Annotated in this window: 18 protein-coding genes; 8 read left to right on the top strand and 10 right to left on the bottom strand. The window is 64.8% G+C overall.

Features of this window, described 5'->3' with window-relative positions:
- The first annotated feature begins 12 nt into the window (after nucleotides 1-12).
- The 3 genes from ACIPZ8_RS04370 (at nucleotide 13) to ACIPZ8_RS04360 (ending at nucleotide 2562) form a co-directional block, all read left to right on the top strand.
- A complete protein-coding gene (locus ACIPZ8_RS04370; protein ID WP_400719937.1) occupies nucleotides 13-1611 on the top strand; it encodes a GMC family oxidoreductase N-terminal domain-containing protein in 1599 nt (532 codons plus the stop codon).
- A 111-nt stretch (nucleotides 1612-1722) separates the two neighbouring features.
- Nucleotides 1723-2202 carry a pantetheine-phosphate adenylyltransferase gene (coaD, locus tag ACIPZ8_RS04365; RefSeq protein ID WP_014861498.1) on the top strand — a complete coding sequence of 160 codons (480 nt, stop codon included), beginning with the start codon at nucleotides 1723-1725 and terminating at the stop codon, nucleotides 2200-2202.
- A gap of 108 nt (nucleotides 2203-2310) precedes the next feature.
- A complete protein-coding gene (locus tag ACIPZ8_RS04360; RefSeq protein WP_254482631.1) occupies nucleotides 2311-2562 on the top strand; it encodes a YfhL family 4Fe-4S dicluster ferredoxin in 252 nt (83 codons plus the stop codon).
- Here the strand turns inward: ACIPZ8_RS04360 and mutM are convergent.
- Entirely contained in the window at nucleotides 2559-3371 is an 813-nt protein-coding gene (gene mutM, locus ACIPZ8_RS04355; RefSeq protein ID WP_400719934.1) for a bifunctional DNA-formamidopyrimidine glycosylase/DNA-(apurinic or apyrimidinic site) lyase, read from the bottom strand. The genes ACIPZ8_RS04360 and mutM overlap by 4 nt on opposite strands.
- Before the next feature lie 3 nt (nucleotides 3372-3374).
- On the bottom strand, nucleotides 3375-4193 hold the full coding sequence (locus ACIPZ8_RS04350; RefSeq protein WP_400720467.1) for an HDOD domain-containing protein: 819 nt from the start codon (nucleotides 4191-4193) through the stop codon (nucleotides 3375-3377).
- Nucleotides 4194-4376: 183 nt separating this feature from the next.
- On the opposite strand from ACIPZ8_RS04350, the gene ACIPZ8_RS04345 reads away from it, so the two are divergent.
- On the top strand, nucleotides 4377-5573 hold the full coding sequence (locus ACIPZ8_RS04345; protein ID WP_400719932.1) for a class I SAM-dependent rRNA methyltransferase: 1197 nt from the start codon (nucleotides 4377-4379) through the stop codon (nucleotides 5571-5573).
- A gap of 38 nt (nucleotides 5574-5611) precedes the next feature.
- Here ACIPZ8_RS04345 and ACIPZ8_RS04340 read toward each other — a convergent pair whose 3' ends face one another.
- Complete coding sequence (locus ACIPZ8_RS04340) at nucleotides 5612-6286, bottom strand: magnesium transporter (protein ID WP_400719931.1); 675 nt, start codon at nucleotides 6284-6286, stop codon at nucleotides 5612-5614.
- Nucleotides 6287-6765: 479 nt separating this feature from the next.
- Here ACIPZ8_RS04340 and ilvD point away from each other — a divergent pair, with 479 nt between their 5' ends.
- Nucleotides 6766-8607: a dihydroxy-acid dehydratase gene (ilvD, locus tag ACIPZ8_RS04335; RefSeq protein ID WP_054885517.1), complete on the top strand. Its 1842-nt coding sequence runs from the start codon at nucleotides 6766-6768 to the stop codon at nucleotides 8605-8607.
- Nucleotides 8608-8688: 81 nt separating this feature from the next.
- Here the strand turns inward: ilvD and ACIPZ8_RS04330 are convergent, their stop codons facing one another.
- On the bottom strand, nucleotides 8689-9744 hold the full coding sequence (locus ACIPZ8_RS04330) for a haloacid dehalogenase-like hydrolase (RefSeq protein ID WP_400719929.1): 1056 nt from the start codon (nucleotides 9742-9744) through the stop codon (nucleotides 8689-8691).
- Nucleotides 9745-9986: 242 nt separating this feature from the next.
- On the opposite strand from ACIPZ8_RS04330, the gene ACIPZ8_RS04325 reads away from it, so the two are divergent.
- Nucleotides 9987-11378, top strand: a complete 1392-nt coding sequence (locus tag ACIPZ8_RS04325; protein WP_400719927.1) for an L-cystine transporter — start codon at nucleotides 9987-9989, stop codon at nucleotides 11376-11378.
- Between the two features lie 120 nt (nucleotides 11379-11498).
- On the opposite strand, the gene ACIPZ8_RS04320 is transcribed toward ACIPZ8_RS04325, so the two are convergent.
- Nucleotides 11499-12014 carry a dihydrofolate reductase gene (locus ACIPZ8_RS04320; protein ID WP_294333673.1) on the bottom strand — a complete coding sequence of 172 codons (516 nt, stop codon included), beginning with the start codon at nucleotides 12012-12014 and terminating at the stop codon, nucleotides 11499-11501.
- 54 nt (nucleotides 12015-12068) lie between these two features.
- On the opposite strand from ACIPZ8_RS04320, the gene ACIPZ8_RS04315 reads away from it, so the two are divergent.
- Together ACIPZ8_RS04315 and ACIPZ8_RS04310 are read left to right on the top strand one after the other, a co-directional pair.
- Nucleotides 12069-13460 carry a DUF2868 domain-containing protein gene (locus ACIPZ8_RS04315; RefSeq protein WP_400719925.1) on the top strand — a complete coding sequence of 464 codons (1392 nt, stop codon included), beginning with the start codon at nucleotides 12069-12071 and terminating at the stop codon, nucleotides 13458-13460.
- Nucleotides 13453-14820 (top strand): GTPase/DUF3482 domain-containing protein, encoded by a 1368-nt coding sequence (locus ACIPZ8_RS04310; RefSeq protein ID WP_400719923.1) that lies wholly within the window; start codon nucleotides 13453-13455, stop codon nucleotides 14818-14820. Before ACIPZ8_RS04315 ends, ACIPZ8_RS04310 begins: the two co-directional genes overlap by 8 nt.
- A 99-nt stretch (nucleotides 14821-14919) precedes the next feature.
- Here the strand turns inward: ACIPZ8_RS04310 and ACIPZ8_RS04305 are convergent, their stop codons facing one another.
- The 5 genes from ACIPZ8_RS04305 to ACIPZ8_RS04285 all read right to left on the bottom strand — a co-directional run bounded on the left by ACIPZ8_RS04305 (nucleotide 14920) and on the right by ACIPZ8_RS04285 (nucleotide 21987).
- Entirely contained in the window at nucleotides 14920-15945 is a 1026-nt protein-coding gene (locus ACIPZ8_RS04305) for a putative 2-aminoethylphosphonate ABC transporter substrate-binding protein (RefSeq protein WP_400719922.1), read from the bottom strand.
- Nucleotides 15946-15975: 30 nt separating this feature from the next.
- The gene (locus ACIPZ8_RS04300; RefSeq protein ID WP_400719920.1) at nucleotides 15976-17700 is read right to left on the bottom strand and encodes a putative 2-aminoethylphosphonate ABC transporter permease subunit; all 1725 of its coding nucleotides are present in this window, start codon (nucleotides 17698-17700) and stop codon (nucleotides 15976-15978) included.
- Nucleotide 17701: 1 nt separating this feature from the next.
- Nucleotides 17702-18760 carry a putative 2-aminoethylphosphonate ABC transporter ATP-binding protein gene (locus ACIPZ8_RS04295; RefSeq protein ID WP_400719918.1) on the bottom strand — a complete coding sequence of 353 codons (1059 nt, stop codon included), beginning with the start codon at nucleotides 18758-18760 and terminating at the stop codon, nucleotides 17702-17704.
- 98 nt (nucleotides 18761-18858) lie between these two features.
- Nucleotides 18859-19725 carry a LysR family transcriptional regulator gene (locus ACIPZ8_RS04290; protein ID WP_400719916.1) on the bottom strand — a complete coding sequence of 289 codons (867 nt, stop codon included), beginning with the start codon at nucleotides 19723-19725 and terminating at the stop codon, nucleotides 18859-18861.
- A gap of 9 nt (nucleotides 19726-19734) precedes the next feature.
- Nucleotides 19735-21987, bottom strand: a complete 2253-nt coding sequence (locus tag ACIPZ8_RS04285; protein WP_400719914.1) for a heavy metal translocating P-type ATPase — start codon at nucleotides 21985-21987, stop codon at nucleotides 19735-19737.
- Nucleotides 21988-22011: the final 24 nt, after the last annotated feature.

Raw genomic sequence — 22011 nt, 5'->3', positions numbered from 1 at the left:
AGAGCATCCTCAATGCCAGTAACCGACCCGTTTCGCCAAGGCCTCGAACGCGGCTGGATCACCCATGACGGCTCACGCCTGGAGCACGACCTGACGCTCGAAGCCGATATCGCCGTGATCGGCAGCGGAGCCGGCGGTGCCACCAGCGCGCAGATGCTCAGCGCAGCAGGCTTCAAGGTGCTGCTGATCGAAGAAGGCCCGCTGAAGACCAGCAGCGACTTCCATCTGCTGGAAAGCGAGGCCTACGCCAGCCTCTACCAGGAAGGCCTGGGGCGGATGAGCAAGGATGGCGCCATCACCATCCTGCAAGGCCGCGCCGTCGGCGGGACCACGCTGATCAACTGGACCTCGAGCTTTCGCACGCCACCCCAGACGCTGGCACACTGGGCCGCAGCACATGGCGTCACGGGCCTGGGGGAACAAGACATGCAGCCCTGGTTCGAGCGCATCGAGCACGAACTGGGTATCACGCCCTGGGCAATGCCGGCGAACGCCAACAACGACGTACTGCGCCGCGGCTGTGAACAGCTTGGCTATCGCTGGGCGGTCATCCCGCGCAACGTGCGTGGCTGCTGGAACCTCGGCTATTGCGGCATGGGCTGTCCGGTGAATGCCAAGCAATCGATGCTGGTCACGCGCATCCCGGCGACCCTCGAAAATGGCGGTGAACTGCTCTACCTCGCCCGCGCCGAACGCCTTGAGCACAATGGCGAACGTATCGTCCGGCTGCAGTGCCAGGCGCTGGATGCCCAAGGCGTGCACAGCACCGGCCGGCAGATCAGCGTGCACGCCCGCCACTACATTGTGGCCGGCGGCGGTATCAACAGCCCGGCCCTGCTGCTGCGCTCCCAGGCCCCAGACCCGCATGGCCGCGTGGGTAAACGGACGTTCCTGCACCTGGTGAACTTCAGCGCTGCACGCTTCGATGACCGCATCGACCCGTACTACGGCGCTCCGCAATCGATCTACAGCGATCACTTCCAGTGGCAAGGCGGTGTCGATGGGCCGGTGGGCTACAAGCTGGAAGTGCCACCCTTGCACCCGGCCCTGGCCAGCACCCTGCTCGGTGGATTCGGCAGCGACAATGCCCGACGCATGGCCGAATTGCCGCACACCCACGTGATGCTGGCCCTGCTGCGGGACGGCTTTCACCCCCAGAGCACGGGCGGGACAGTAGAGTTGCGCGGTGACGGCTCACCGGTGCTGGATTACTCGCTCACTGACTACCTGCGCGACGGCCTGCGCCGCGCCTATCACAGCATGGCGCAAATCCAGTTTGCTGCAGGCGCCAGGCAGGTCACGCCGGTCCATGGCGACGCCCGCGCCGCAGCCAGCCTGGGCGAGGCTCAGCGCGTGATCGACGCTTTGCGCCTGGAACCGTTCCGCACCCGGCTGGGCAGTGCCCATGTCATGGGCGGCTGTGCAATGGGCGACGACCCGCGCCAGGCGGTCTGCGACAGCCTGGGCCGCCATCACCAGCTGGAAAACCTGTCGATCCATGACGGTTCACTGTTCCCGACCAGTATCGGCGCCAACCCGCAGTTGTCGGTGTACGCCATCAGTGCTCGGCTGACCGAGGCCTTGGCTGCCCGCCTGGCACAGAGTGCATGACAACAAATACACGCCCTGTCTATAGTGCCATCAGCCGGCCGCATGACTTGGCCGGGCGCAATCGCTGCGCTACCATCCGACTCCCCAACGCACTCCAGCCAGGATGACGCGATGAACCGAGTGTTGTACCCGGGTACTTTCGACCCCATTACCAAAGGCCATGGCGACCTGGTCGAGCGCGCTTCGCGCCTGTTCGACCACGTGATCATCGCGGTGGCGGCCAGCCCGAAGAAAAACCCCCTGTTCCCGCTGGAACAACGGGTCGAGCTTGCCCGTGAGGTCACCAAGCACCTGCCCAATGTCGAAGTCATCGGCTTCTCGTCGCTGCTGGCGCACTTCGCCAAGGAACAGGGCGCGAACGTGTTCCTGCGCGGCCTGCGCGCGGTGTCGGACTTCGAATACGAATTCCAGCTGGCAAACATGAACCGGCAACTGGCGCCCGACGTCGAAAGCCTGTTCCTCACGCCTTCGGAGCGCTATTCGTTCATTTCCTCGACGCTGGTGCGGGAAATAGCCGCGTTGGGCGGAGATATCAGCAAGTTCGTCCACCCAGTGGTGGCCGAGGCGCTGACCGAACGCTTCAAGAAGTAACCCTGAGCGCCTGATCATCGCGCCCGCGTGCACTGCGGGCGCGAATGCGGCACAATTGTGCCCAAAGCGTTGAACATGCCCGGGCGATGCGCCCCGGCCGGAGTCCCCATGTCCCTGATCATCACCGACGATTGCATCAACTGCGACGTCTGCGAACCCGAGTGCCCGAACGAGGCCATCTCCCAAGGCGAAGAGATCTACGTGATCGACCCGAACCTGTGCACCCAGTGCGTGGGTCACTACGACGAGCCGCAGTGCCAGCAGGTCTGCCCGGTCGACTGCATCCCGCTGGATGAAGCGCACCCGGAAACCCAGGACGAGCTGATGGCCAAGTACCGCCGGATCACCGGCAAGGCCTAACGCTGGCAGCGCGGGCAGAACACGCTCGCCCGCTGCCCCAGCTTCACTTCGCGCAAGGCCGTGCCGCACACTTTGCACGGCATGCCGCCCCGCCCGTAGACGAACAATTCCTGCTGGAAGTACCCCGGCTGCCCGTCGCCGCCAATGAAATCGCGCAAGGTCGTGCCGCCTTGCTCGATAGCCGCCGCCAGCACCCGTTTGATCTCGATCGCCAGCTTCAGGTAGCGCGCCCGGGAAATCCCGCCCGCCTCGCGGCGCGGGTCGATGCCGGCAGCGAACAGCGCCTCGGTCGCGTAGATATTGCCCACGCCGACCACCACCGCGTTGTCCATGATGAAGGGCTTCACCGCCATCGAGCGCCCACGCGACAGCTGGAACAGCCGTTCACCGTCGAACAGGTCGGTCAGCGGCTCCGGCCCCAGGCGCAGCAACAGTTCGTGGTTGAGCGGGTCGAGGCTCCAGAGCATGGCGCCGAACCGCCGCGGGTCGGTGTAACGCAGCATCAGCCCCGATTCCAGCTCGATGTCGACATGTTCATGCTTGGCCGCTGGCAAGCCCAGCGCCACCAGGCGCAGGTTGCCCGACATGCCCAGATGGCTGATCAAGGTGCCGACCTCGGCGTTGATCAGCAGGTACTTGGCCCGCCGCTCGACGCTGACAATGCGCTGCCCGGACAGCCGCACGTCGAGGTCGTCGGGGATCGGCCAGCGTAACCGCCGGTCTCGCACCACCACGCGGCTGACGCGCTGGCCTACCAGGTGAGGGGCGATCCCGCGTCGGGTGGTTTCGACTTCAGGTAATTCCGGCATCGATCAGTGCCCGCCCAGTTCGCGAATGTTCTGTTTCAGGGTCTCGAAGTCGTACTCCGACAAGCCGATATAGTCCAGCACCAGCGGGCCGACCACATTCCACTCATGATCGACGCTCTGGTTGCCCAGCACGCGGTACGAGGCGCAGATGTGCTCGGCCATCTTCAGCACGGCCAGCAGGTTCTTCAACTGGCTCTGGGTATTACGCGACGAGTCTTCGCGGAAGATCGCCAGGGCATTGTGGTGGTTGGCGATGGCCGCGCTGATGTGCTCCGGCAGGCGCCAGGACTTGGCCGTGAAGTAGCCGACCACGGAATGGTTGGTGTTGAAGGCGCGGTTCTCGGTATCCACCACGCGGGTTTCCTCACCGGCCTTGGCGTAGGCGTCTTCGAGCACCTGCATGTACTCGGGGAAGCGCTTGAGCATCAGCGGTACGCCGCAATCGTGGAACAGGCCGAGGGTATAAGCCTCGTCGGCCGCCTGGATGCCTGTACGCTTGGCCAGGGTCAGGCAGGTCATGGCCACGTCCTGGGCGGTATCCCAGAACCGGTTGAGGGTGACGATGGTCTCGTCGCTCATCTCGCCCTTGATCGACTGCGCATTGATCAGATTGATGATCGAACGGCTGCCCAGCAGGTTCACCGCACGCTGGATCGAGCCGATCTTGTTCGACAGGCCGAAATGCGGCGAGTTGACCAGCTTGAGCAAGGCACCCGCGAGGCCAGGGTCCTGGGAAATCAGCTTGGCGATGGTTTCCAGATCCGGATCAGGCATGTACTGCTCGAACTGCAGGTCGACCATGATCTGCGGCTGCGGCGGAATGGTGATGCCTTGCAAGGCTTGCTGGATCTGTTCGGCGCTGAGTTCTTGGGACATGCGTACACACTCGTGAAGGACCGGGGGATTCTACCCTCCTTGCGCGCCAGGCGACCAACCACCGAATCATTGTGGGAGCGCAGGCAGCCAACAGGCTATAATCCCGCTCTTTTTTCCCGGAGCGACGTCATGTCCCTGCCCAGCCTTCGCCTCAAAGCCAATGCCGACCGCCGCCTGCGCGCCGGCCACCTGTGGGTCTACAGCAACGAAGTCGACGTTTCCGCGACCCCGCTGCAAGGCTTCCAGGCCGGCCAGCAGGCAGTGCTCGAAGCTGCCAATGGCAAGCCGCTGGGCATCGTCGCACTGAGCCCGAACAACCTGATCTGTGCCCGCCTGCTGTCGCGCGACATCAAGCTGCCACTGGACAAGTCGTTGCTGGTGCACCGCCTCAACGTCGCCCTGTCCCTGCGCGAGCGCCTGTTCGACCAGCCGTGCTACCGCCTGGTGTACGGCGACTCCGACCTGCTGCCGGGCCTGGTGGTCGATCGTTTCTACGACATCCTTGTGGTGCAGCTGGCCTCGGCCACCATGGAAGCGCACAAGGATGACGTGATCGCCGCCCTGATCCAGGTGCTAAAGCCGAGCGGCATCCTGTTCAAGAACGACTCCGCCGCCCGCGACGCCGAAGGCCTGCAGCGCTACGTCGAAACCGTCTACGGCGAAGTGCCGGACTGGGTCCCGCTGGAAGAGAACGGCGTCAAGTTCGAAGCCCCGGTACGCGAAGGCCAGAAGACCGGCTGGTTCTACGACCACCGCATGAACCGCGCGCGCCTGGCCCCCTATGTCAAAGGCAAGCGCGTACTCGACCTGTTCAGCTACATCGGTGGCTGGGGCGTACAGGCCGGTGCGTTCGGCGCCAGCGAAGTGTTCTGCGTAGATGCTTCGGGCTTTGCCCTGGATGGTGTCGAGCGTAACGCTGCGCTGAACGGCATCAGCGAGAAGCTGACCTGCATCGAAGGCGACGTGTTCGAGGCCCTGCGCGAGCTGAAGGCCGCCGAAGAGCGCTTCGACGTGATCATTGCCGACCCGCCCGCCTTCATCAAGCGCAAGAAGGACCTGAAAAACGGCGAAGCGGCCTACCGCCGCCTCAACGAACAGGCCATGCGCATGCTGAGCAAGGACGGCATCCTGGTCAGCGCCTCGTGCTCGATGCACCTGCCCGAGGACGACCTGAACAACATCCTGCTGACCAGCGCTCGCCACCTGGACCGCAACCTGCAGCTGCTCGAACGCGGTGGCCAGGGCCCGGACCACCCGGTGCACCCGGCGATCGCCGAAACCCGCTACATCAAGAGCATCACCTGCCGCTTGCTGCCGAACAGCTGACCCGCAGGGCCTGGGGCGCATTGCGCCCCAGGCTGGCATCAGATCTCCAGCACCTGCGAGGCGATCCCGAAGTACACCAGCACCCCCGCCGCATCGGCGATCGAAGTCACCAGCGGACCACTTGCGGTCGCCGGGTCGAGCTTCAGGCGAGTGAACAGGAACGGCAGGCTCATGCCGATCAGGCTGCCGATCAACACGATCACCAGCATGCTGCTGGCCACGATCACGGCGACGTCCGTGCCACCGCGCAATGCTCCCAGCGATGCGACCGCCAAAGCCATGGTGCCACCGAGCGCCAGTGCCACCCCACATTCGCGGCCCAGCATGCGCATCCAGTCGCGCATGACCACCTCCCCCGTCGCCAACGCCCGCACCATCAAAGTGGCCGACTGCGCCCCGGCGTTGCCCCCGCTGTCCACCAACAAAGGCAGGAAGAACACCAGCACGATATGCGCGGCGATGGTTTCTTCAAAGGCGGCGATGCCGGCGCCGGAAAACAGGTTGCCAAACACCAGCAGCACCAGCCACAGCACGCGCTTGCGGTAAAGCAGGCCGACAGTGGCATTGCGCAGATTACCGACGTGATTGGTGATCGATGCGCCTTTGTGGAAGTCTTCGGTCGCCTCCTGGCGAAGCTGGTCCAGCGCTTCGCTGGCCTGGTCGCGCGTCAGCGGTTCGTTGCAGCGGATGCAGTTTGTGCAGACAGTGTACATGTGAGTCTCCAGGCGCCGACGCAGGCACCCGCGAGCCTCGAACTCAGGGGTTCAAGCCTTCGCAAGCCCTGGCGACAGCGCGCTCAGTGCCAATTTGCAAGTTCGCGGTGAACTGAAACTGGGAAGGTCCATTGAGGTGATTTCTCGTGAAGCCGCACATGCGGCGCGGCGGATGATAGCCAGCACGGCTGGCGAGGTCTGCCCCGCAGATGGAATTTCAGAAGCGTCCTACAAGCAGCCAGGAATCTCTCCCAAACCACCGTCCAGACACATCTTCATTCCCTCGCCGCGCCAGCGGTGTAGAATCGGCCTATTCATCGCCAGTCATCCCCGGCGGGTTTATGAGCTCTGGCCAAGCACGCGGCGATCCCGCGCAGTCTTCGGCCCCATCCGTGCCAGTGGCAACCGGCCTGCGGTACAAAGGACAAGAGAAGCTCACTCCCCTTTTTGTGACCTGATTAAGCCGCCAGGAGTGTTTCATGCCTGATTATCGTTCCAAGACTTCCACCCAAGGCCGCAACATGGCCGGCGCCCGTGCCCTGTGGCGCGCCACCGGGATGAAGGACGAAGACTTCAAGAAACCGATCATCGCCATCGCCAACTCGTTCACCCAGTTCGTGCCGGGCCACGTGCACCTGAAGGACCTGGGCCAGCTGGTCGCCCGCGAGATCGAACGCGCCGGTGGCGTGGCCAAGGAATTCAACACCATCGCGGTCGATGACGGCATCGCCATGGGCCACGACGGCATGCTCTACTCGCTGCCAAGCCGCGAGATCATCGCCGACGCCGTCGAGTACATGGTCAACGCCCACTGCGCCGACGCCATCGTCTGCATCTCCAACTGCGACAAGATCACCCCCGGCATGCTGATGGCCGCCCTGCGCCTGAACATCCCGGTGATCTTCGTTTCCGGCGGCCCGATGGAAGCCGGCAAGACCAAGCTGGCCAGCCACGGCCTGGACCTGGTCGACGCCATGGTCATCGCCGCTGACTCCACCGCCAGTGACGAGAAAGTCGCCGAGTACGAGCGCAGCGCCTGCCCGACCTGCGGTTCGTGCTCCGGCATGTTCACCGCCAACTCGATGAACTGCCTGACCGAAGCCCTGGGCCTGGCCCTGCCGGGCAACGGTTCGACCCTGGCCACCCACGCCGACCGCGAGCAGCTGTTCCTCACCGCCGGCCGCACCATCGTCGAGCTGTGCAAGCGCTACTACCAGGAAAACGACGAGTCGGTGCTGCCGCGCAGCATCGCCAACTTCAAGGCGTTCGAGAACGCCATGATGCTCGACATCGCCATGGGCGGTTCGACCAACACCATCCTGCACCTGCTGGCCGCAGCCCAGGAAGGTGAAGTCGAGTTCGACCTGCGCGACATCGATCGCCTGTCGCGCAAGGTGCCGCAGCTGTGCAAGGTGGCGCCGAACATTCAGAAGTACCACATGGAAGACGTGCACCGCGCCGGTGGCATCTTCAGCATCCTCGGTTCGCTGGCCCGTGGCGGCCTGCTGCACACCGACCTGCCGACCGTGCACAGCCGCAGCATGGAAGAAGCCATCGCCAAGTGGGACATCACCCAGACCGATGACGAAGCTGTGCACACCTTCTTCAAGGCAGGCCCGGCCGGCATCCCGACCCAGACCGCGTTCAGCCAGTCGACCCGTTGGGAAACCCTCGACGACGACCGTGAAAACGGCTGCATCCGCAGCTTCGAGCACGCCTACTCGCAAGAAGGCGGCCTGGCCGTGCTGTACGGCAACATCGCCCTGGATGGCTGCGTGGTGAAAACCGCCGGCGTCGACGAGTCGATCCACGTGTTCGAAGGCACCGCGAAGATCTTCGAGAGCCAGGACAGCGCTGTGCGCGGCATCCTCGCCGACGAAGTGAAGGCCGGCGACATCGTGATCATCCGTTACGAAGGCCCGAAAGGCGGCCCGGGCATGCAAGAGATGCTCTACCCGACCTCGTACCTGAAGTCCAAGGGCCTGGGCAAGGCCTGCGCCTTGCTCACCGACGGTCGCTTCTCGGGCGGCACCTCGGGCCTGTCGATCGGCCACGCCTCGCCGGAAGCTGCTGCTGGCGGCGCCATCGGCCTGGTGCGCGACGGCGACAAGGTGCTGATCGACATCCCTAACCGTTCGATCAACCTGCTGGTCAGCGACGAAGAACTGGCTCACCGCCGCATCGAGCAAGACAAGAAAGGCTGGAAACCAGCTGAAGTCCGCCCACGCAAGGTGACTACCGCGCTGAAGGCCTACGCCCTGCTGGCGACCAGCGCTGACAAAGGTGCTGTGCGTAACAAGGCGATGCTGGAAGGGCTGTGAGGCTCTGAACGCGTGAAAGAGAAACCGGCGCCCTGAGCGCCGGTTTTTTTATGCCTGTACCGGCCTCTTCGCGGGCACGCCCTACTGAATCTGCTCCGGCATCACGATCACCCAGTTCTTGTCCGCCGTCACCGGCAGCCCTTCCTTCGCCTGCGCCGCGGCGTTCTTCGCGATCATCCCGTTCAACTGGTCCATGTACTTGGCCTTGCGGTTTATCCACAGGTGGATGCCGCCCTTGTTCACATCCACGCCATGGAACTGCATGTAGCCATCACTGGTCGGTGTATCGCCACCCACCAGCACTGGCTTCTTCCATTCATCGATATAGGTCAGGATCGCCGCCTGCTTGCCTGCCATCCAGGTGGCAGGAGTCCACAGGTAAGGCGTCAGCTCCAGCCCTTCATTGGCCTTGGCGTCATACTGCCCGGCACTGATCTGCTTGCGCGCCGTGGTCAGCTGGCCATTGGCGCGATCCTTGAGCAACAGGCTGACGCCAATCACGTTCTGCGGTTTGACGTTGTAGCCGTACCTGGGATCGGAAGCGACCATGCGCACCAGTTCTTCGGATGCCGCCGAAATCACATAGACCTCGATGCCATTCTCCATCAGCTTGTTGTACAGCTCGGCCTGGCCGGTGAAGACCTTTGGCGGCTGCACCTCGATGGCCTTGACCTGGTCACCTTCGAAATAGGTGCTGGGGATTGGCTTGGCCGAGGCCATCAGCTCATCGACCTGGGTCTTCAGCTCCTTGAGGGTGAAGCCGGCAAACACCTGGGCCACCCACGGGTAGCAGACCATGTCGTCGATCTCGCACAGGCGGTAGTAGTAACTGAACAGGCTTTCCTTGTGCTCGGCGGTGTCCTTGAACGGGATCAGCTTGAGCGACGGATCGAGCTTGTCGCGGGTCAGCAGGCCCTTGTTTTCCATGAACGGCAGCAGCGCTTCTTCAAGGTCGTAGCGGTAGCTGGTGTTGTCCATGTCGAACACCGCGTAGTTACCTTTGTGGGCATTGGCGGCAATCATGGCGTCAAGCTGCCTGGCCGCTTCAGCAGGCCAGTGCTTGAGCTCGGTAGCGAAGCTTTCGACACTGAACAACAGCGACAAGCCGATGGCGAGGGCTTTCGGAGCGAACTTCATGTGCGGATCTCCTGAAATGACCCGGAAAAACTAGTGCAACATTCGCCGATAACGGCCCCTCACAACGACCTTCACAAAACTGTAAACGTCGCGTGCATTGCTATCCGCGACAGCTTGTTATTCCATAAACGACTAAGCAAATTACTTTTGGGTATAAATTCGTTTGTTTTCAGGCTGTTAGCATTTCCGTTCGCAATCGCTCACCAGAGGCGATGCCTCTTCTGCTTTTTCCTGGAGCTTCAATGAACCTGCCGTTGTCCCTCAACCTGCTGGCGTTCCTGGCCCTGCTGCTAGGCCTGGCGAAAACCGCCCGCACCGATTGGAGCCTGGCCAAGAAGGTCCTGCTGGGCCTGGCGCTGGGCGTCGCGTTCGGCCTGGCCCTGCACACCCTCTACGGCGCTAGCCACCCGGTACTCAAAGCCACCATCAGCTGGCTGGACCTGGTCGGCAACGGCTACGTCGGCCTGCTGCAGATGATCGTCATGCCGCTGATCTTCGCCTCGATACTCAGCGCCGTGGCCCGCCTGCACAACGCCTCGTCGCTGGGCCGCATCAGCGTGCTGAGCATCGGTACCCTGCTGCTGACCACCGCCATTGCCGCACTGATCGGCATTGTCCTGACCAACCTGTTCGGCCTGAGCGCCGAAGGCCTGGTGGCCGGCGCCCAGGAAAGCGCGCGCATGCAGGTTATCCACAGCGACTACGTGGGCAAGGTTGCCGACCTGAATATTCCGCAGCTGCTGCTGTCGTTCATCCCGAGCAACCCGGTCGGCGACCTGGCCCGGGCCAAGCCGACCTCGATCATCAGTGTGGTGATCTTCGCCGTGTTCGTCGGCCTGGCCGCACTGCAACTGATCAAGGATGACGCCGACAAAGGCGCGCGCGCCCTGTCGGCCATCGATACCCTGCAGGCCTGGGTGATGCGCCTGGTACGTGTGGTGATGAAGCTCACCCCCTATGGCGTGCTGGCGCTGATGACCAAAGTGGTGGCCAGCTCGAACCTGGAAGACATCCTCAAGCTGGGCAGCTTCGTGGTGGTGTCGTATTTGGGCCTGGCGCTGATGTTCGTGGTCCACGGCATCATTCTCGCCGCCACCGGTGTCAGCCCGTTGCGCTTCTTCCGCAAGGTCTGGCCGGTGCTGACCTTTGCCTTCACCAGCCGCTCCAGCGCCGCCAGCATCCCGCTGAACATCGAGGCGCAAACCCGCCGCCTGGGCGTGCCGCAGTCGATTGCCAGCTTCAGTGCATCGTTCGGCACCACCATTGGCCAGAACGGCTGCGCCGGCCTCTATCCCGCCATGTTGGCCGTGATGGTGGCGCCTGCGGTGGGCATCGATACCTTCGACCCGCTGTGGATCGCGACCCTGGTGGCGATCGTGACGCTGAGTTCGGCGGGTGTGGCTGGCGTCGGCGGCGGCGCCACCTTCGCCGCGCTGATCGTGCTGCCGGCCATGGGCTTGCCGGTCGAGCTGGTAGCGCTGCTGATTTCGGTGGAACCGCTGATCGACATGGGCCGCACGGCGCTGAACGTGAATGGGTCGATGACGGCGGGCGTGGTGACCAGCCAGCTGCTGAAAGAGACCGACAAGGACGTGCTGGCCGGTGATGAGCATGCCGAGTTGAGCCACGCCTGACAATAATTGGGGCCGCTGCGCGCCCCTTTCGCGACACAAGGCCGCTCCTACAAGGAAATGCGCATCCCCTGTAGGAGCGGCCTTGTGTCGCGAAAGGGCTGCAAAGCAGCCCCAGCTATCTCAAACCTTGTCCCAAACCTCGAAGTGGTAAGCCGGCTTGCCTTCTTCAGCCTGTGCCTCGCTCGACATCAGCTTCCACTGGCCCTCATCGAACTCCGGGAACCAGGCATCCCCTTCCGGCGCCAATTCGACCCGCGTCAGGTACATCCGGCTCACCAGCCCCTTCTCCAGCGCCTGCCCATACAGCTGCGCCCCGCCAATCAGCATCAGCTCGCCAACGCCCTGCTCACGCGCCCACTGCTCGGCCCGCGCCACTGCGGCCTCCAGCGAAGCAAACACCTCGGCCCCGGCCAGCTCCAGGCCCGCCTGCCGGCTGACCACGATATTCAACCGCCCCGGCAACGGCCGGCCCAGCGAATCCCAGGTCTTGCGCCCCATGATGATCGGCTTGCCCAGGGTAGTGGCCTTGAAGTACTTGAAGTCCCCCGGCAGGTGCCAGGGCATGGAATTGTCGATGCCGATCACGCGGTTCTCGGCGTGAGCCGCGATCAGGCTGAGGGGGAGTGATGTATTCATGCCAGCGAGGATAGCACCGGGCGTGTGGGTTATGCTTCTGCCCTGAACCACGCAATGGAAGACCTTGTGACTGCACCGACTCCACTGGACAAGCGCTGGCTCACCGAAGCGGTACGCCTGCGCGAGGAACACGCAGGCCTGCTGGACGACCAGGAGGCCAACCGCCACGCCCGCCAATTGGGCGGTGACCTGGCAGCGCGCATCGAAACCCGTGCGCTGTTCCTTGCCGAGCGCGACGGCATGACCACTGCCCTGCGCCACTGGAAGCAGGGTGCCCGCCTGGCACTGCTGGCCCTGATGCTGCTGGCCGTTTTCAGCGGCGCGGGCCTGGCCTTCGCCGCCCTGGGCGACGGGCAGCGGCCGGTGAACGTGTTCTGGGCCCTGGGTAGCCTGCTCGGGCTGAACCTGCTGATGTTGCTGGGCTGGGCCGTAGGCTTTGCCTTGAGCGGCGAGCACGGCGCCAGCCTGGGCCGCCTGTGGTTGTGGATGAGCGAGCGCTTCGCCCGCGACGCCAAGGCCGCCCACCTGGCGCCAGCACTGCTGGTGCTGCTGCAACGCCAACGCCTGAATCGCTGGCTGCTCGGCGTGCTGGTGCATGGCCTGTGGCTGCTGGCGATGGTCGCCGCCCTGAGCATGCTGCTGGCTTTGCTGGCAACCCGCCGTTACGGCTTCGTCTGGGAAACTACCCTGCTGGCCGCCGACCCATTCATTCACCTGACCCAGGCCCTCGGCGCCCTGCCCTCGCTGCTCGGTTTCGCCGTGCCGGACGAAACCATGATCCGCGCCAGTGGCGATACCTCCCCCGCCCTGGATGCCGCCCGCCAGGCCTGGGCCAGCTGGCTGCTCGGCGTGGTGCTGGTGTATGGCCTGCTGCCGCGCCTGCTGCTGGCCGGGCTGTGCCTGTGGCGCTGGCGCCGGGGCCGTGCCCATCTGGCGCTGGACCTCAGCCTGCCCGGCTACGCGCAACTGCGCGATGCACTGATGCCGCGTAGCGAACGCATCGGCGTGCAGGACGCCGCGCCCGCTGCCCTGCCGCAGTTTCAGGCCGGCCAGCTGGAAAGCGGCAGCAGCGGCGCCTTGCTGGTAGGCCTCGAACTCGACGACCAACGCCCCTGGCCGCCCGCCCTGCCCAAGGCGGTAACCGACGCCGGCGTGCTCGACAGTCGCGAATCGCGCAACAAGCTGCTCGAACAGCTCAGCCGTTTCCCTCCGGCGCGCCTGGCCATCGCCTGCGACCCACGCCGCTCACCCGACCGAGGCAGCCTGGCACTGCTCGCGGAGCTGGCACGCAATGCCGGCGCCACCCGCATCTGGCTGCTTCAGGCTGCCCCCGGCCAGGCCCTGGATGCCGAACGCCTGGGCGACTGGCACGACGCCCTCGACCGCCTCGGCCTGCCCCATGCCGACACTTCGCCCCTGACCTGGCTGGAGCATGGCCATGACTGAGCCGCTGAAACTGGCCGTGGTCGGCCACACCAACGTCGGCAAGACGTCGCTGCTGCGCACGCTCACCCGCGACGTCGGCTTCGGCGAGGTCTCCCACCGCCCCAGCACCACCCGTCATGTCGAGGGCGCGCGGCTGTCGGTGGACGGCGAACCGCTGCTGGAACTCTACGACACTCCTGGCCTGGAAGACGCCATCGCCCTGCTCGACTACCTCGAGCGCCTGGAGCGCCCTGGCGAACGCCTGGACGGCCCGGCCCGCCTCGAACGCTTCCTGCAAGGCAGCGAGGCACGTCAGCGCTTCGAGCAGGAAGCCAAGGTGCTGCGCCAGCTGCTGGCGAGCAATGCCGGCCTGTATGTGATCGACGCCCGCGAGCCGGTACTGGCCAAGTACCGCGACGAACTGGAAGTGCTGGCCAGCTGCGGCAAGCCGCTGCTGCCGGTACTCAACTTCGTCGCCAGCAGCCAGCACCGCGAGCCGGAATGGCGTGAAGCCCTTGCCCGGCTTGGGCTTCACGCATTGGTGAGGTTCGATAGCGTAGCCCCGCCAGAGGATGGTGAGCGCCGCCTGTACGAGAGCCTCGCATTGCTGCTGGAGGACGCCCGCCCCGCCCTGCAACGGCTGATCGACGACCAGCAGGCCCAGCGCCTGGCACGCCAGCACAGCGGCAAGCGGCTGATTGCCGAACTTCTGCTCGACTGCGCCGCCTGCAGGCGCAGCGTCGAGGCCGAGCCAGCAGCGGAAGCCAAGGCTATCGAGGCCTTGCGCCAGGATGTGCGCCAGCGCGAGCAACGTTGCGTGGAGGCGCTGCTCAAGCTGTATGCCTTCCGCCGCGAGGATGCCAGTGCCGGTGATCTGCCACTGCTGGACGGGCGCTGGGGCGATGACCTGTTCAATCCCGAGACCCTGAAATTGCTGGGCGTACGCCTGGGTAGCGGCGTGGCGGCCGGGGCCGCTGCCGGTGCCGGCGTTGACCTGCTGGTTGGCGGCCTGACCCTCGGCGCTGCCGCGCTGGCGGGGGCAATTGCCGGTGGCGCACTGCAGACGGCACGCAACTATGGGTCGCGGCTCATGAGCAAGCTGAAGGGGCAACGCGAGCTGACGGTGGATGACACGGTACTGCGGCTGCTGGCGTTGCGTCAGCAGCAATTGATGGTGGCGCTGGAGGGTCGAGGACATGCGGCACAGGACAGCATTCGGCTGGGTGAGCTGGATGAGAAGGCCTGGCGCGTGGGCAAGCTGCCGGAAGCGTTGAGCAAGGCGCGGGCGCATCCGCAATGGTCGACGCTCAATCCTGGGGCGAAGCTGAATCAGGCTGAGCGGCAGGAGCAGTTGGAGGCACTGGTTTCACAAATCCAGTGAGGGCGCTGGGCACGCCTTTGGCGGTGCAGCGCCTGTGAGATCGAGCGCCGCCCGCGTGGCGCTCGGTCTCCCAGGCAACACCCCACTCAAATCATGCACTCACTGCTGCGCCACTTTCTCCGATTTGCCGTCATAGCGCTTGCGCCATTCACTGAGGATCTCGTCGCGGTTTTTCGAGGCCCAGGCAAAGTCGTTCTTGATCAGGCGCTGTTCATAGTCGGCCGGCAGCTCGGTCTGCGGCTTGGCAATGCCTGGCGCGGCCAGTACGGCAAAGTTGTCCTTGTACAGCTCCATGGCCGCCGGGCTTGCCGAGAAATCAGCCAGGCGCTTGGCCGCATCGGCCTTCGGCGAGCCCTTGATCACGGCGGTCGCCTCGATCTCCCAGCCCAGGCCTTCCTTCGGCAGCACGATATCCAGCGGCGCGCCCTGGCGCTTGAGCTGCACGGCCGGGTATTCGAACGAGATACCGATCGGGAACTCGCCCGCCGCCGCCAGCTTGCACGGCTTGGAGCCGGAGTGCACGTACTGGCCGATGTTCTGGTGCAGGGCGTCCATGTAGGCCCAGCCCTGTGGCTCACCGAAGGTCTGCAGCCAGGCGCTGACGTCGAGGAAGCCGGTGCCGGACGAGGCCGGGTTGGGCATGACGATCTTGCCTTTGTATTCAGGCTTGGTCAGGTCCTGCCAGCTCACCGGTTTGCTCATGCCTTGCTTCTCGGCTTCGACGGTGTTGAAGCAGATAGTCGCGGCCCAAACATCCATGCCGACCCAGGCTGGCGGGTTGGCCGCATCGCGGTAGTTCGCGGAGATCTTGCCCAGGTCTTTCGGCGCGTAGGCTTCGAGCATGCCGTTCTGGTCAAGGATGGCCAGGCTGGAGGCGGCCAGGCCCCAGACCGCGTCGGCTTGCGGGCGGTCTTTCTCGGCCAGCAGCTTGGCGGTGATGATGCCGGTGGAATCACGCACCCATTTGATTTCGATGTCTGGGTTGGCCTTTTCGAAGGCCTGCTTGTAGCTCTTGAGCTGCTCGGCTTCCAGGGCGGTGTAGACGGTCAGCTGGGTGGCTGCGGCCGAAGCCTGCAGGCTGAAGACGGCGGATACGGCAGCGGCAAGTGCAAGGGGCTTGAACATGATGCGTTTCCTATCAGTGTGGGCAGTCGGTCAAGGCCTGAGCGCGCGCTGGCGCCAGGCCTGGGAGCGGCGCAGCAAGCCGCGGGAAGCACCGGCCAGCAGCAGGGAAGCAGCGGCACTGGTCAGCAGGATCAGGGTCGACATGGCGGCGGCGCCGCCGACGTTGCCGGCATCGTCCATGTTCAACACGGCGACAGCAGCGAGGATGGTGTCGGGGCTGTAAAGGAAGATCGCCGCCGACACGGTGGTCATCGCCGAGACAAACAGGTAGCGGATGATGTCCAGCAGCGCCGACAGGCAAATCGGCACGGTGACCCGCACGAAGTGCTTGTAGAGCGGTGCCTTGAGCGACAGCGCGGCGGCCTCGAACTCACCGTCGAGCTGGCGCAGTGCGGTGGCGGCGGTCATCTGCGCGGTGGTCAGGTAGTGGGCGATGGTGCACAGCACCAGCAGCGCCATGCCGCCATAGAACACATGCAGCGGGTTGCCGCCCAGGTTGAAGAAGAACACGTAGCCCAGGCCCAGTACCAAACCGGGCACCGCCATGGGGATGAAGCTAAGCAGGCGCAGGGCCTGGTTGAGCAGGCGCTGGCCCTGGGTTTTCTCCATGAGGTAGGCGCCGGTGAAGATCACCAGGCTGCCGATCAGTGCGGTGCACAGGGCCATGGTCACGCTGTTGCGGTAGGCCAGCCAGCCGCCACCGGCAGTGTCGTCGAACATGTAGTGCTTGAACGACAGGGTCAGGTTGTACGGCCAGAACGTCACCAGCGACGAATACACCGCCATGCCGATCACCACCAGCAGGGCCGCGCAGATCAGCAGCACGATGGCCAGGAAGCAGGCATCACGGCAGCGCGACGGCTTGGGCTGGAACACCTGGGCGCGGCCGCTCATTGCCTCGCCCTGGCGCCGACGCAACCAGGCATCGACGCCGAAGCTGAGCAGCGCGGGCAGCAGCAGCACCATGCCGATCAACGCGCCACGGCCGAACTGCTGCTGGCCGACCACCGCCTTGTAGGCTTCCAGCGCCAGCACCTGATAGTCGCCGCCGACTACCACTGGCACACCGAAGTCGGTGATGGTCAGGGTGAACACCAGGCAGAACGCGGCAAACACTGCCTGACGCGTGGCTGGCCAGGTGATGCTGCAGAATGCCCGCCACGGCCCGGCGCCCATGCTCGACGCCGCGTCGAACAGCCGTGCATCAGCCAGCGACAAGGCCGAAAGCAGGATCATCAGCGCATGGGGGAAGGTGTAGATGGCTTCGCCGAGGACAATGCCCCAGAAGCCGTAGATGTTGTCGCTGAGCAGGCTGCGCAGCAGGCCCTGGTTGCCGAACAGGTAGACCAGGGCAATCGCTGGCAGCATTGACGGCGCCAGCAAAGGCAGCAGCGAAATGCCGCGCCACAGGCCCTTGGCCGGGATAAGCGTGCGCTGCAGGGCGTAGGCGAACAGGTAAGCCAGCGGCACCACGATCGCCGCCACGGTGAAGGCCACCGACAGGCTGTTGCCAAGCAACCAGTGGAAGTTTTCGCTGGCGAACAGTTCGCGGGCGGCCAGCAAGCCACCGCCCTGGGCGGCTTCACCGCTGAAGCCTTTCCAGAAAATGGCCAGCAGTGGCATCACCACGGCCAGCAGCAGAAGGACCAGCAGCAGGCTCTTGCCACCGATGACGAACAGGCGGTCACCCAGGGCGACGTCGCTGCGGCGCACATCCTTGGTCTGGGTCAGTGGCAGGGACATTGGCGCGGCCATCTCAGGCAAACACCTGCAGGCTGTGCGGTGGCAAGGCCACCCAGATATCCTGCGAGCCAAGCCGCGGCATGGCTTCCGGCGCCAGTTCGGCGAGCAGCGCATGGCCCGGCAGGGCCTTGAGTTCGAAACTCATGCGGCAGCGGTTGCCGAGGAAGGTGATTTCGCGAACCTTGGCCGGGAACAGGTTTTCCTCATGCACCACCGGGTTGACGGTGACTGCCTCCGGGCGGCAGAACAGCCGGCCACTGCGGGCGGTACCTGCGTTGGTCGCCAGGCGCATGCTCATGGCGCCGACCTGGGCGTGGCTGTCGCTGCTGCGCTGGAACGGCAGCCAGTTGCCCTGGCCGACGAACTCGGCGACGAACGGCGTGGCTGGCTGGTCGTAGATTTCCTGCGGGGTCGCGTATTGCTCGACCTGGCCATTGTTCATCACCGCGATGCGGTCGGCCATGAGCATGGCTTCGTCCTGGTTGTGGGTGACCATCAACGTCGTAATGCCCAGCTGGCGCTGCAGCTGGCGCAGCTCGGTGCACAGGTGCTCACGCACCCGGGCATCCAGCGCCGACATCGGTTCGTCGAGCAGCAGCAGCGAGGGCGACGGTGCCAACGCACGGGCCAGGGCGACACGTTGTTGCTGGCCACCGGAAAGCTGGCCGGGGTACTTTTTCTCGCTGCCGCGCAGGCCGACCAGATCAAGCATTTCTGCCACACGCTGGCGGCTCTCGTCGCGGCGGGTGCCGGTCAGGCCGTAGGCGATGTTGGCTTCGACGGTCAGGTTGGGGAACAGCGCGTAGGACTGGAACAGAATGCCGTAGTCCCGGGCCTGGGGTGGCAGGTCGGAGATGTCGCGCTCACCGATGTACAGCGCGCCGCGGTCCTGGCGTTCGAGGCCGGCGATGCAGCGCAGCAGGGTGGTCTTGCCGCAACCGGACGGGCCGAGCAGGCAGACCAGCTCGCCAGCAGCGATGTCCAGGGACACGTCGTTGAGCGCCGTGAAGGCACCGAAACGCTTGTGGATACCGCGCACTTTCATCTGTGCGCCCGGGATGGCGTGGTTCATGGCAAGGCCTCATCGAACAAGTGAGGCCATGCTAGGAAGGCTGTGCGAAGGTTCTGTGGCTTTTGGGCAAAAGCCGGTGATAGTGGTATAGGCAGATTTTAGTGCGAACCCACCACTTCCTGCGCCACACCGAGGAAGGCCGCCGGCAACCGGGCCTGGCGCCGGTCCTTGAGGCAATACAGGTATTCATGCATCACTGGCGCATCCTCCAGCGCCAGCACCCGCAGCTCTGGGTTGTGCGGCACCTCATGTCGGGCAATCACACTGATGCCGATATTGCGCAGCACTGCTTCGCGGATCGACTCGCGGCTGCCGATCTCCAGCAACGCGCCGGCCTTGACCCCGGCATCCAGCATCATCTGCTCGGTCAGCTTGCGCGTGGTCGAGCCCTTCTCGCGCATCAACAGGCAATGGCCCGCCACCCCCTCGATGGATACCGCCTGCCGATGGGCCAACGGATGATTGCGGTGCACCGCCACCACCAGCGGATCGGTGCCCAGCACCCGTCGCACCAGCCGCGCATCCTCCACCAGCTGCGACGACGCCGCGATATCCACTCGGTAATCTTCAAGCATCTCCAGCACCTGCTGCGAATTGCCGATCTCCACCGTCACTTCGACCTGGGGCAGGCGTTCGCGGAAAATCTTCACCAGGTCGAGGATGTAGTACGGCGCAGTGGCAGCAATGCGCAAGCTGCCCTGGGCCTGGCCGCTGTTGCGCAGCTCGAACTCGATATCGGCCTCCTGCTGCAGCAGCGCCTTGACCATCGGCAGCAGGCGCACGCCCTCCTCGCTCAGCACCAGGCGCCGGCCTCCGCGGTAGAACAGCTCCACCGCATAGTGGCTTTCCAGGTTGCGGATCTGCGTGGTTACCGTCGGCTGGCTGAGCCCGAGCTTCTTCGCCGCCAGGGTGATGCTGCCCTGACGGGCCACCATGTAGAAGGCTTTGAGTTCGGCACTCAGCATTGCAGGACCTCATTTGCGCAGCAGGCGCAGACCGTTGAACACCACCAGCAGGCTCACGCCCATGTCGGCGAACACCGCCATCCACATGGTGGCCATGCCGGCAAAGGTGATCGCCAGGAATATCGCCTTGATGCCCAGCGCCAGAACGATGTTCTGCGTCAGGATCGCCGCACTTTGGCGCGACAGCCTGACGAACGCCGGGATTTTGCGCAAGTCGTCATCCATCAGCGCCACGTCGGCGGTCTCGATCGCCGTGTCGGTACCCGCCGCCGCCATGGCGAAGCCGATTTCGGCACGGGCCAGGGCTGGCGCATCGTTGATGCCATCGCCAACCATGCCCACCCGATGCCCTTCGGTGTACAGCTGTTCGATGCTGCGCAGCTTGTCGGCCGGCAGCAGGTTGCCCTCGGCACGGTCGATACCCACCTGGGCGGCGATGGCCTGGGCGGTGTGTGGATTATCGCCAGTCAGCATGACGGTCTTGATGCCCAGCGCGTGCAGTTCGGCGATGGCCTGGCGGCTGCTGTCCTTGACCGTGTCGGCCACGGCAAACAGTGCCAACGGCCCGGAACGGTCGAGCAGCAGGACTACGCTCTTGCCCTGGCGTTCCAGGGTATCCAGTTGGGCTTCCAGCGCCGGCGAGCACAGGCCTAGCTCCTCGACCAAGCGATGGTTGCCCAGGTGGTAGGTTTCGCCGTCGATATCACCTCGCACGCCGCGGCCGGCCAGGGCAGCGAACTCGCTGACCTCACTCAGCGACAGGTTCTGCGCCTTGGCGAACTGGGCGATGGCGCCCGACACCGGGTGATCGGAACGGTCGGCCAGGCTCGCCGCCAACGCCTGGGCGCGGTTCTCGAACAGGGGCTCAAGCACCTTGGCATCGGTTTGCACCGGTTTGCCGTGGGTGATGGTGCCGGTCTTGTCCAGGGCCAGGAAGTCCAGCTTGCGCCCGCCTTCCAGGTAGACCCCGCCCTTGATCAGGATGCCCTTGCGCGCCGCCGCGGCCAGGCCACTGACGATGGTCACCGGGGTAGAAATGACCAGCGCACACGGGCAAGCCACCACCAGCAGTACCAGCGCGCGGTACACCCAGTCGAACCAGGCACCGGCCATGAACAGCGGCGGGATCACTGCCACTGCCAGGGCCACGGCGAATACCACCGGGGTGTAGATGCGCGAGAACTGGTCGACGAAACGCTGGGTAGGCGCACGCGCACCCTGTGCTTCTTCGACGGCCTTGATGATGCGCGCCAGGGTCGACTGCCCTGCCCCGGCCGTCACCCGGAACTCCAAGGCGCCGGCCTGGTTGATGGTGCCGGCGAACAGTTTGTCGCCCGCTGCCTTTTCCACAGGCAGGCTTTCGCCGGTGATGGGCGCCTGATCGACACTGGACTGCCCGCTGACGACTTCGCCATCCAGGCCGATGCGTTCGCCCGGTCGTACCCGTACCAAGGCACCGATAGCCACCTCACGCACCTCCACCTCGCGCCACTGGCCATCGGCCTGCTGCACCGTGGCCATGTCCGGGGCCAGCTGCATCAGCCCGCCGATGGCATTGCGCGCACGGTCCAGCGAGCGCGCCTCGATCAGCTCGGCGACGGTGAACAGCACCATGACCATGGCCGCTTCCGGCCACTGGCCAATCAGCACGGCGCCGGTCACGGCTATGCTCATCAGCGCATTGATGTTGAGGTTACGGTTCTTCAGGGCGATCCAGCCCTTCTTGTAGGTGCCCAGGCCGCAGCCGAGGATTGCCGCCAGCGCCAGCGCGGCAACCAGCCATTCTGGCGCGAGGCTGGCGAAGTGCACGATTTCGGCGGCGATCGCGGCAACACCCGACAGGGCCAGCGGCCACCAGCGGGTCTTGTGCGGCTGCGCGGCAGTGGTGCTGCCGTCATCCTCGGCTGCCAGCGGTTCGGCCTTCATGCCGAGGCTGTCGATGGCGCGCTCGATTTCGCCCGTGCCGCTCAAGGTATGACGCACACCGAGCACGCGGTTGATCAGGTTGAATTCGAGCTGCTCGATGCCGGCCAGCTTGCCCAGCTTGTCCTGGATCAGGGTCTGCTCGGTGGGGCAGTCCATGGCGTCGATGCGAAAACGGCTGAGCTGGGCATGGCTGCTGGCCTTCTCGCTCAGTTGCAGCAAAGCGGGCGCGGCGCTGGAGCCACAGCAGCTGTGGGCGTGAGCGGCATGCCCATGGCCTTCATCGCCATGGGCATGATCGTGTGAATGCTTGTGTTCGTGGCTGACAGGCTGGTTCATGGGGTCATCCTTAAATTGAGCCTG

This window comes from Pseudomonas sp. NPDC089422 (assembly GCF_044749405.1).
Taxonomy (GTDB): domain Bacteria; phylum Pseudomonadota; class Gammaproteobacteria; order Pseudomonadales; family Pseudomonadaceae; genus Aquipseudomonas.
Note: the sequence above shows the minus strand (reverse complement) of the source record. Positions and strands in the feature narration are given on the sequence as shown.

Coding starts and splice junctions, on each gene's coding strand:
- ACIPZ8_RS04315 (WP_400719925.1), top strand. CDS start 12,069: ATGGAAGACCTTGTGACTGCACCGACTCCACTGGACAAGCGCTGGCTC.
- ACIPZ8_RS04320 (WP_294333673.1), bottom strand. CDS start 12,014: ATGAATACATCACTCCCCCTCAGCCTGATCGCGGCTCACGCCGAGAAC.
- ACIPZ8_RS04370 (WP_400719937.1), top strand. CDS start 13: ATGCCAGTAACCGACCCGTTTCGCCAAGGCCTCGAACGCGGCTGGATC.
- ACIPZ8_RS04340 (WP_400719931.1), bottom strand. CDS start 6,286: ATGTACACTGTCTGCACAAACTGCATCCGCTGCAACGAACCGCTGACG.
- ACIPZ8_RS04325 (WP_400719927.1), top strand. CDS start 9,987: ATGAACCTGCCGTTGTCCCTCAACCTGCTGGCGTTCCTGGCCCTGCTG.
- ACIPZ8_RS04285 (WP_400719914.1), bottom strand. CDS start 21,987: ATGAACCAGCCTGTCAGCCACGAACACAAGCATTCACACGATCATGCC.
- ACIPZ8_RS04290 (WP_400719916.1), bottom strand. CDS start 19,725: ATGCTGAGTGCCGAACTCAAAGCCTTCTACATGGTGGCCCGTCAGGGC.
- coaD (WP_014861498.1), top strand. CDS start 1,723: ATGAACCGAGTGTTGTACCCGGGTACTTTCGACCCCATTACCAAAGGC.
- ACIPZ8_RS04360 (WP_254482631.1), top strand. CDS start 2,311: ATGTCCCTGATCATCACCGACGATTGCATCAACTGCGACGTCTGCGAA.
- ACIPZ8_RS04305 (WP_400719922.1), bottom strand. CDS start 15,945: ATGTTCAAGCCCCTTGCACTTGCCGCTGCCGTATCCGCCGTCTTCAGC.
- ACIPZ8_RS04330 (WP_400719929.1), bottom strand. CDS start 9,744: ATGAAGTTCGCTCCGAAAGCCCTCGCCATCGGCTTGTCGCTGTTGTTC.
- ACIPZ8_RS04295 (WP_400719918.1), bottom strand. CDS start 18,760: ATGAACCACGCCATCCCGGGCGCACAGATGAAAGTGCGCGGTATCCAC.
- ilvD (WP_054885517.1), top strand. CDS start 6,766: ATGCCTGATTATCGTTCCAAGACTTCCACCCAAGGCCGCAACATGGCC.
- mutM (WP_400719934.1), bottom strand. CDS start 3,371: ATGCCGGAATTACCTGAAGTCGAAACCACCCGACGCGGGATCGCCCCT.
- ACIPZ8_RS04310 (WP_400719923.1), top strand. CDS start 13,453: ATGACTGAGCCGCTGAAACTGGCCGTGGTCGGCCACACCAACGTCGGC.
- ACIPZ8_RS04300 (WP_400719920.1), bottom strand. CDS start 17,700: ATGGCCGCGCCAATGTCCCTGCCACTGACCCAGACCAAGGATGTGCGC.
- ACIPZ8_RS04345 (WP_400719932.1), top strand. CDS start 4,377: ATGTCCCTGCCCAGCCTTCGCCTCAAAGCCAATGCCGACCGCCGCCTG.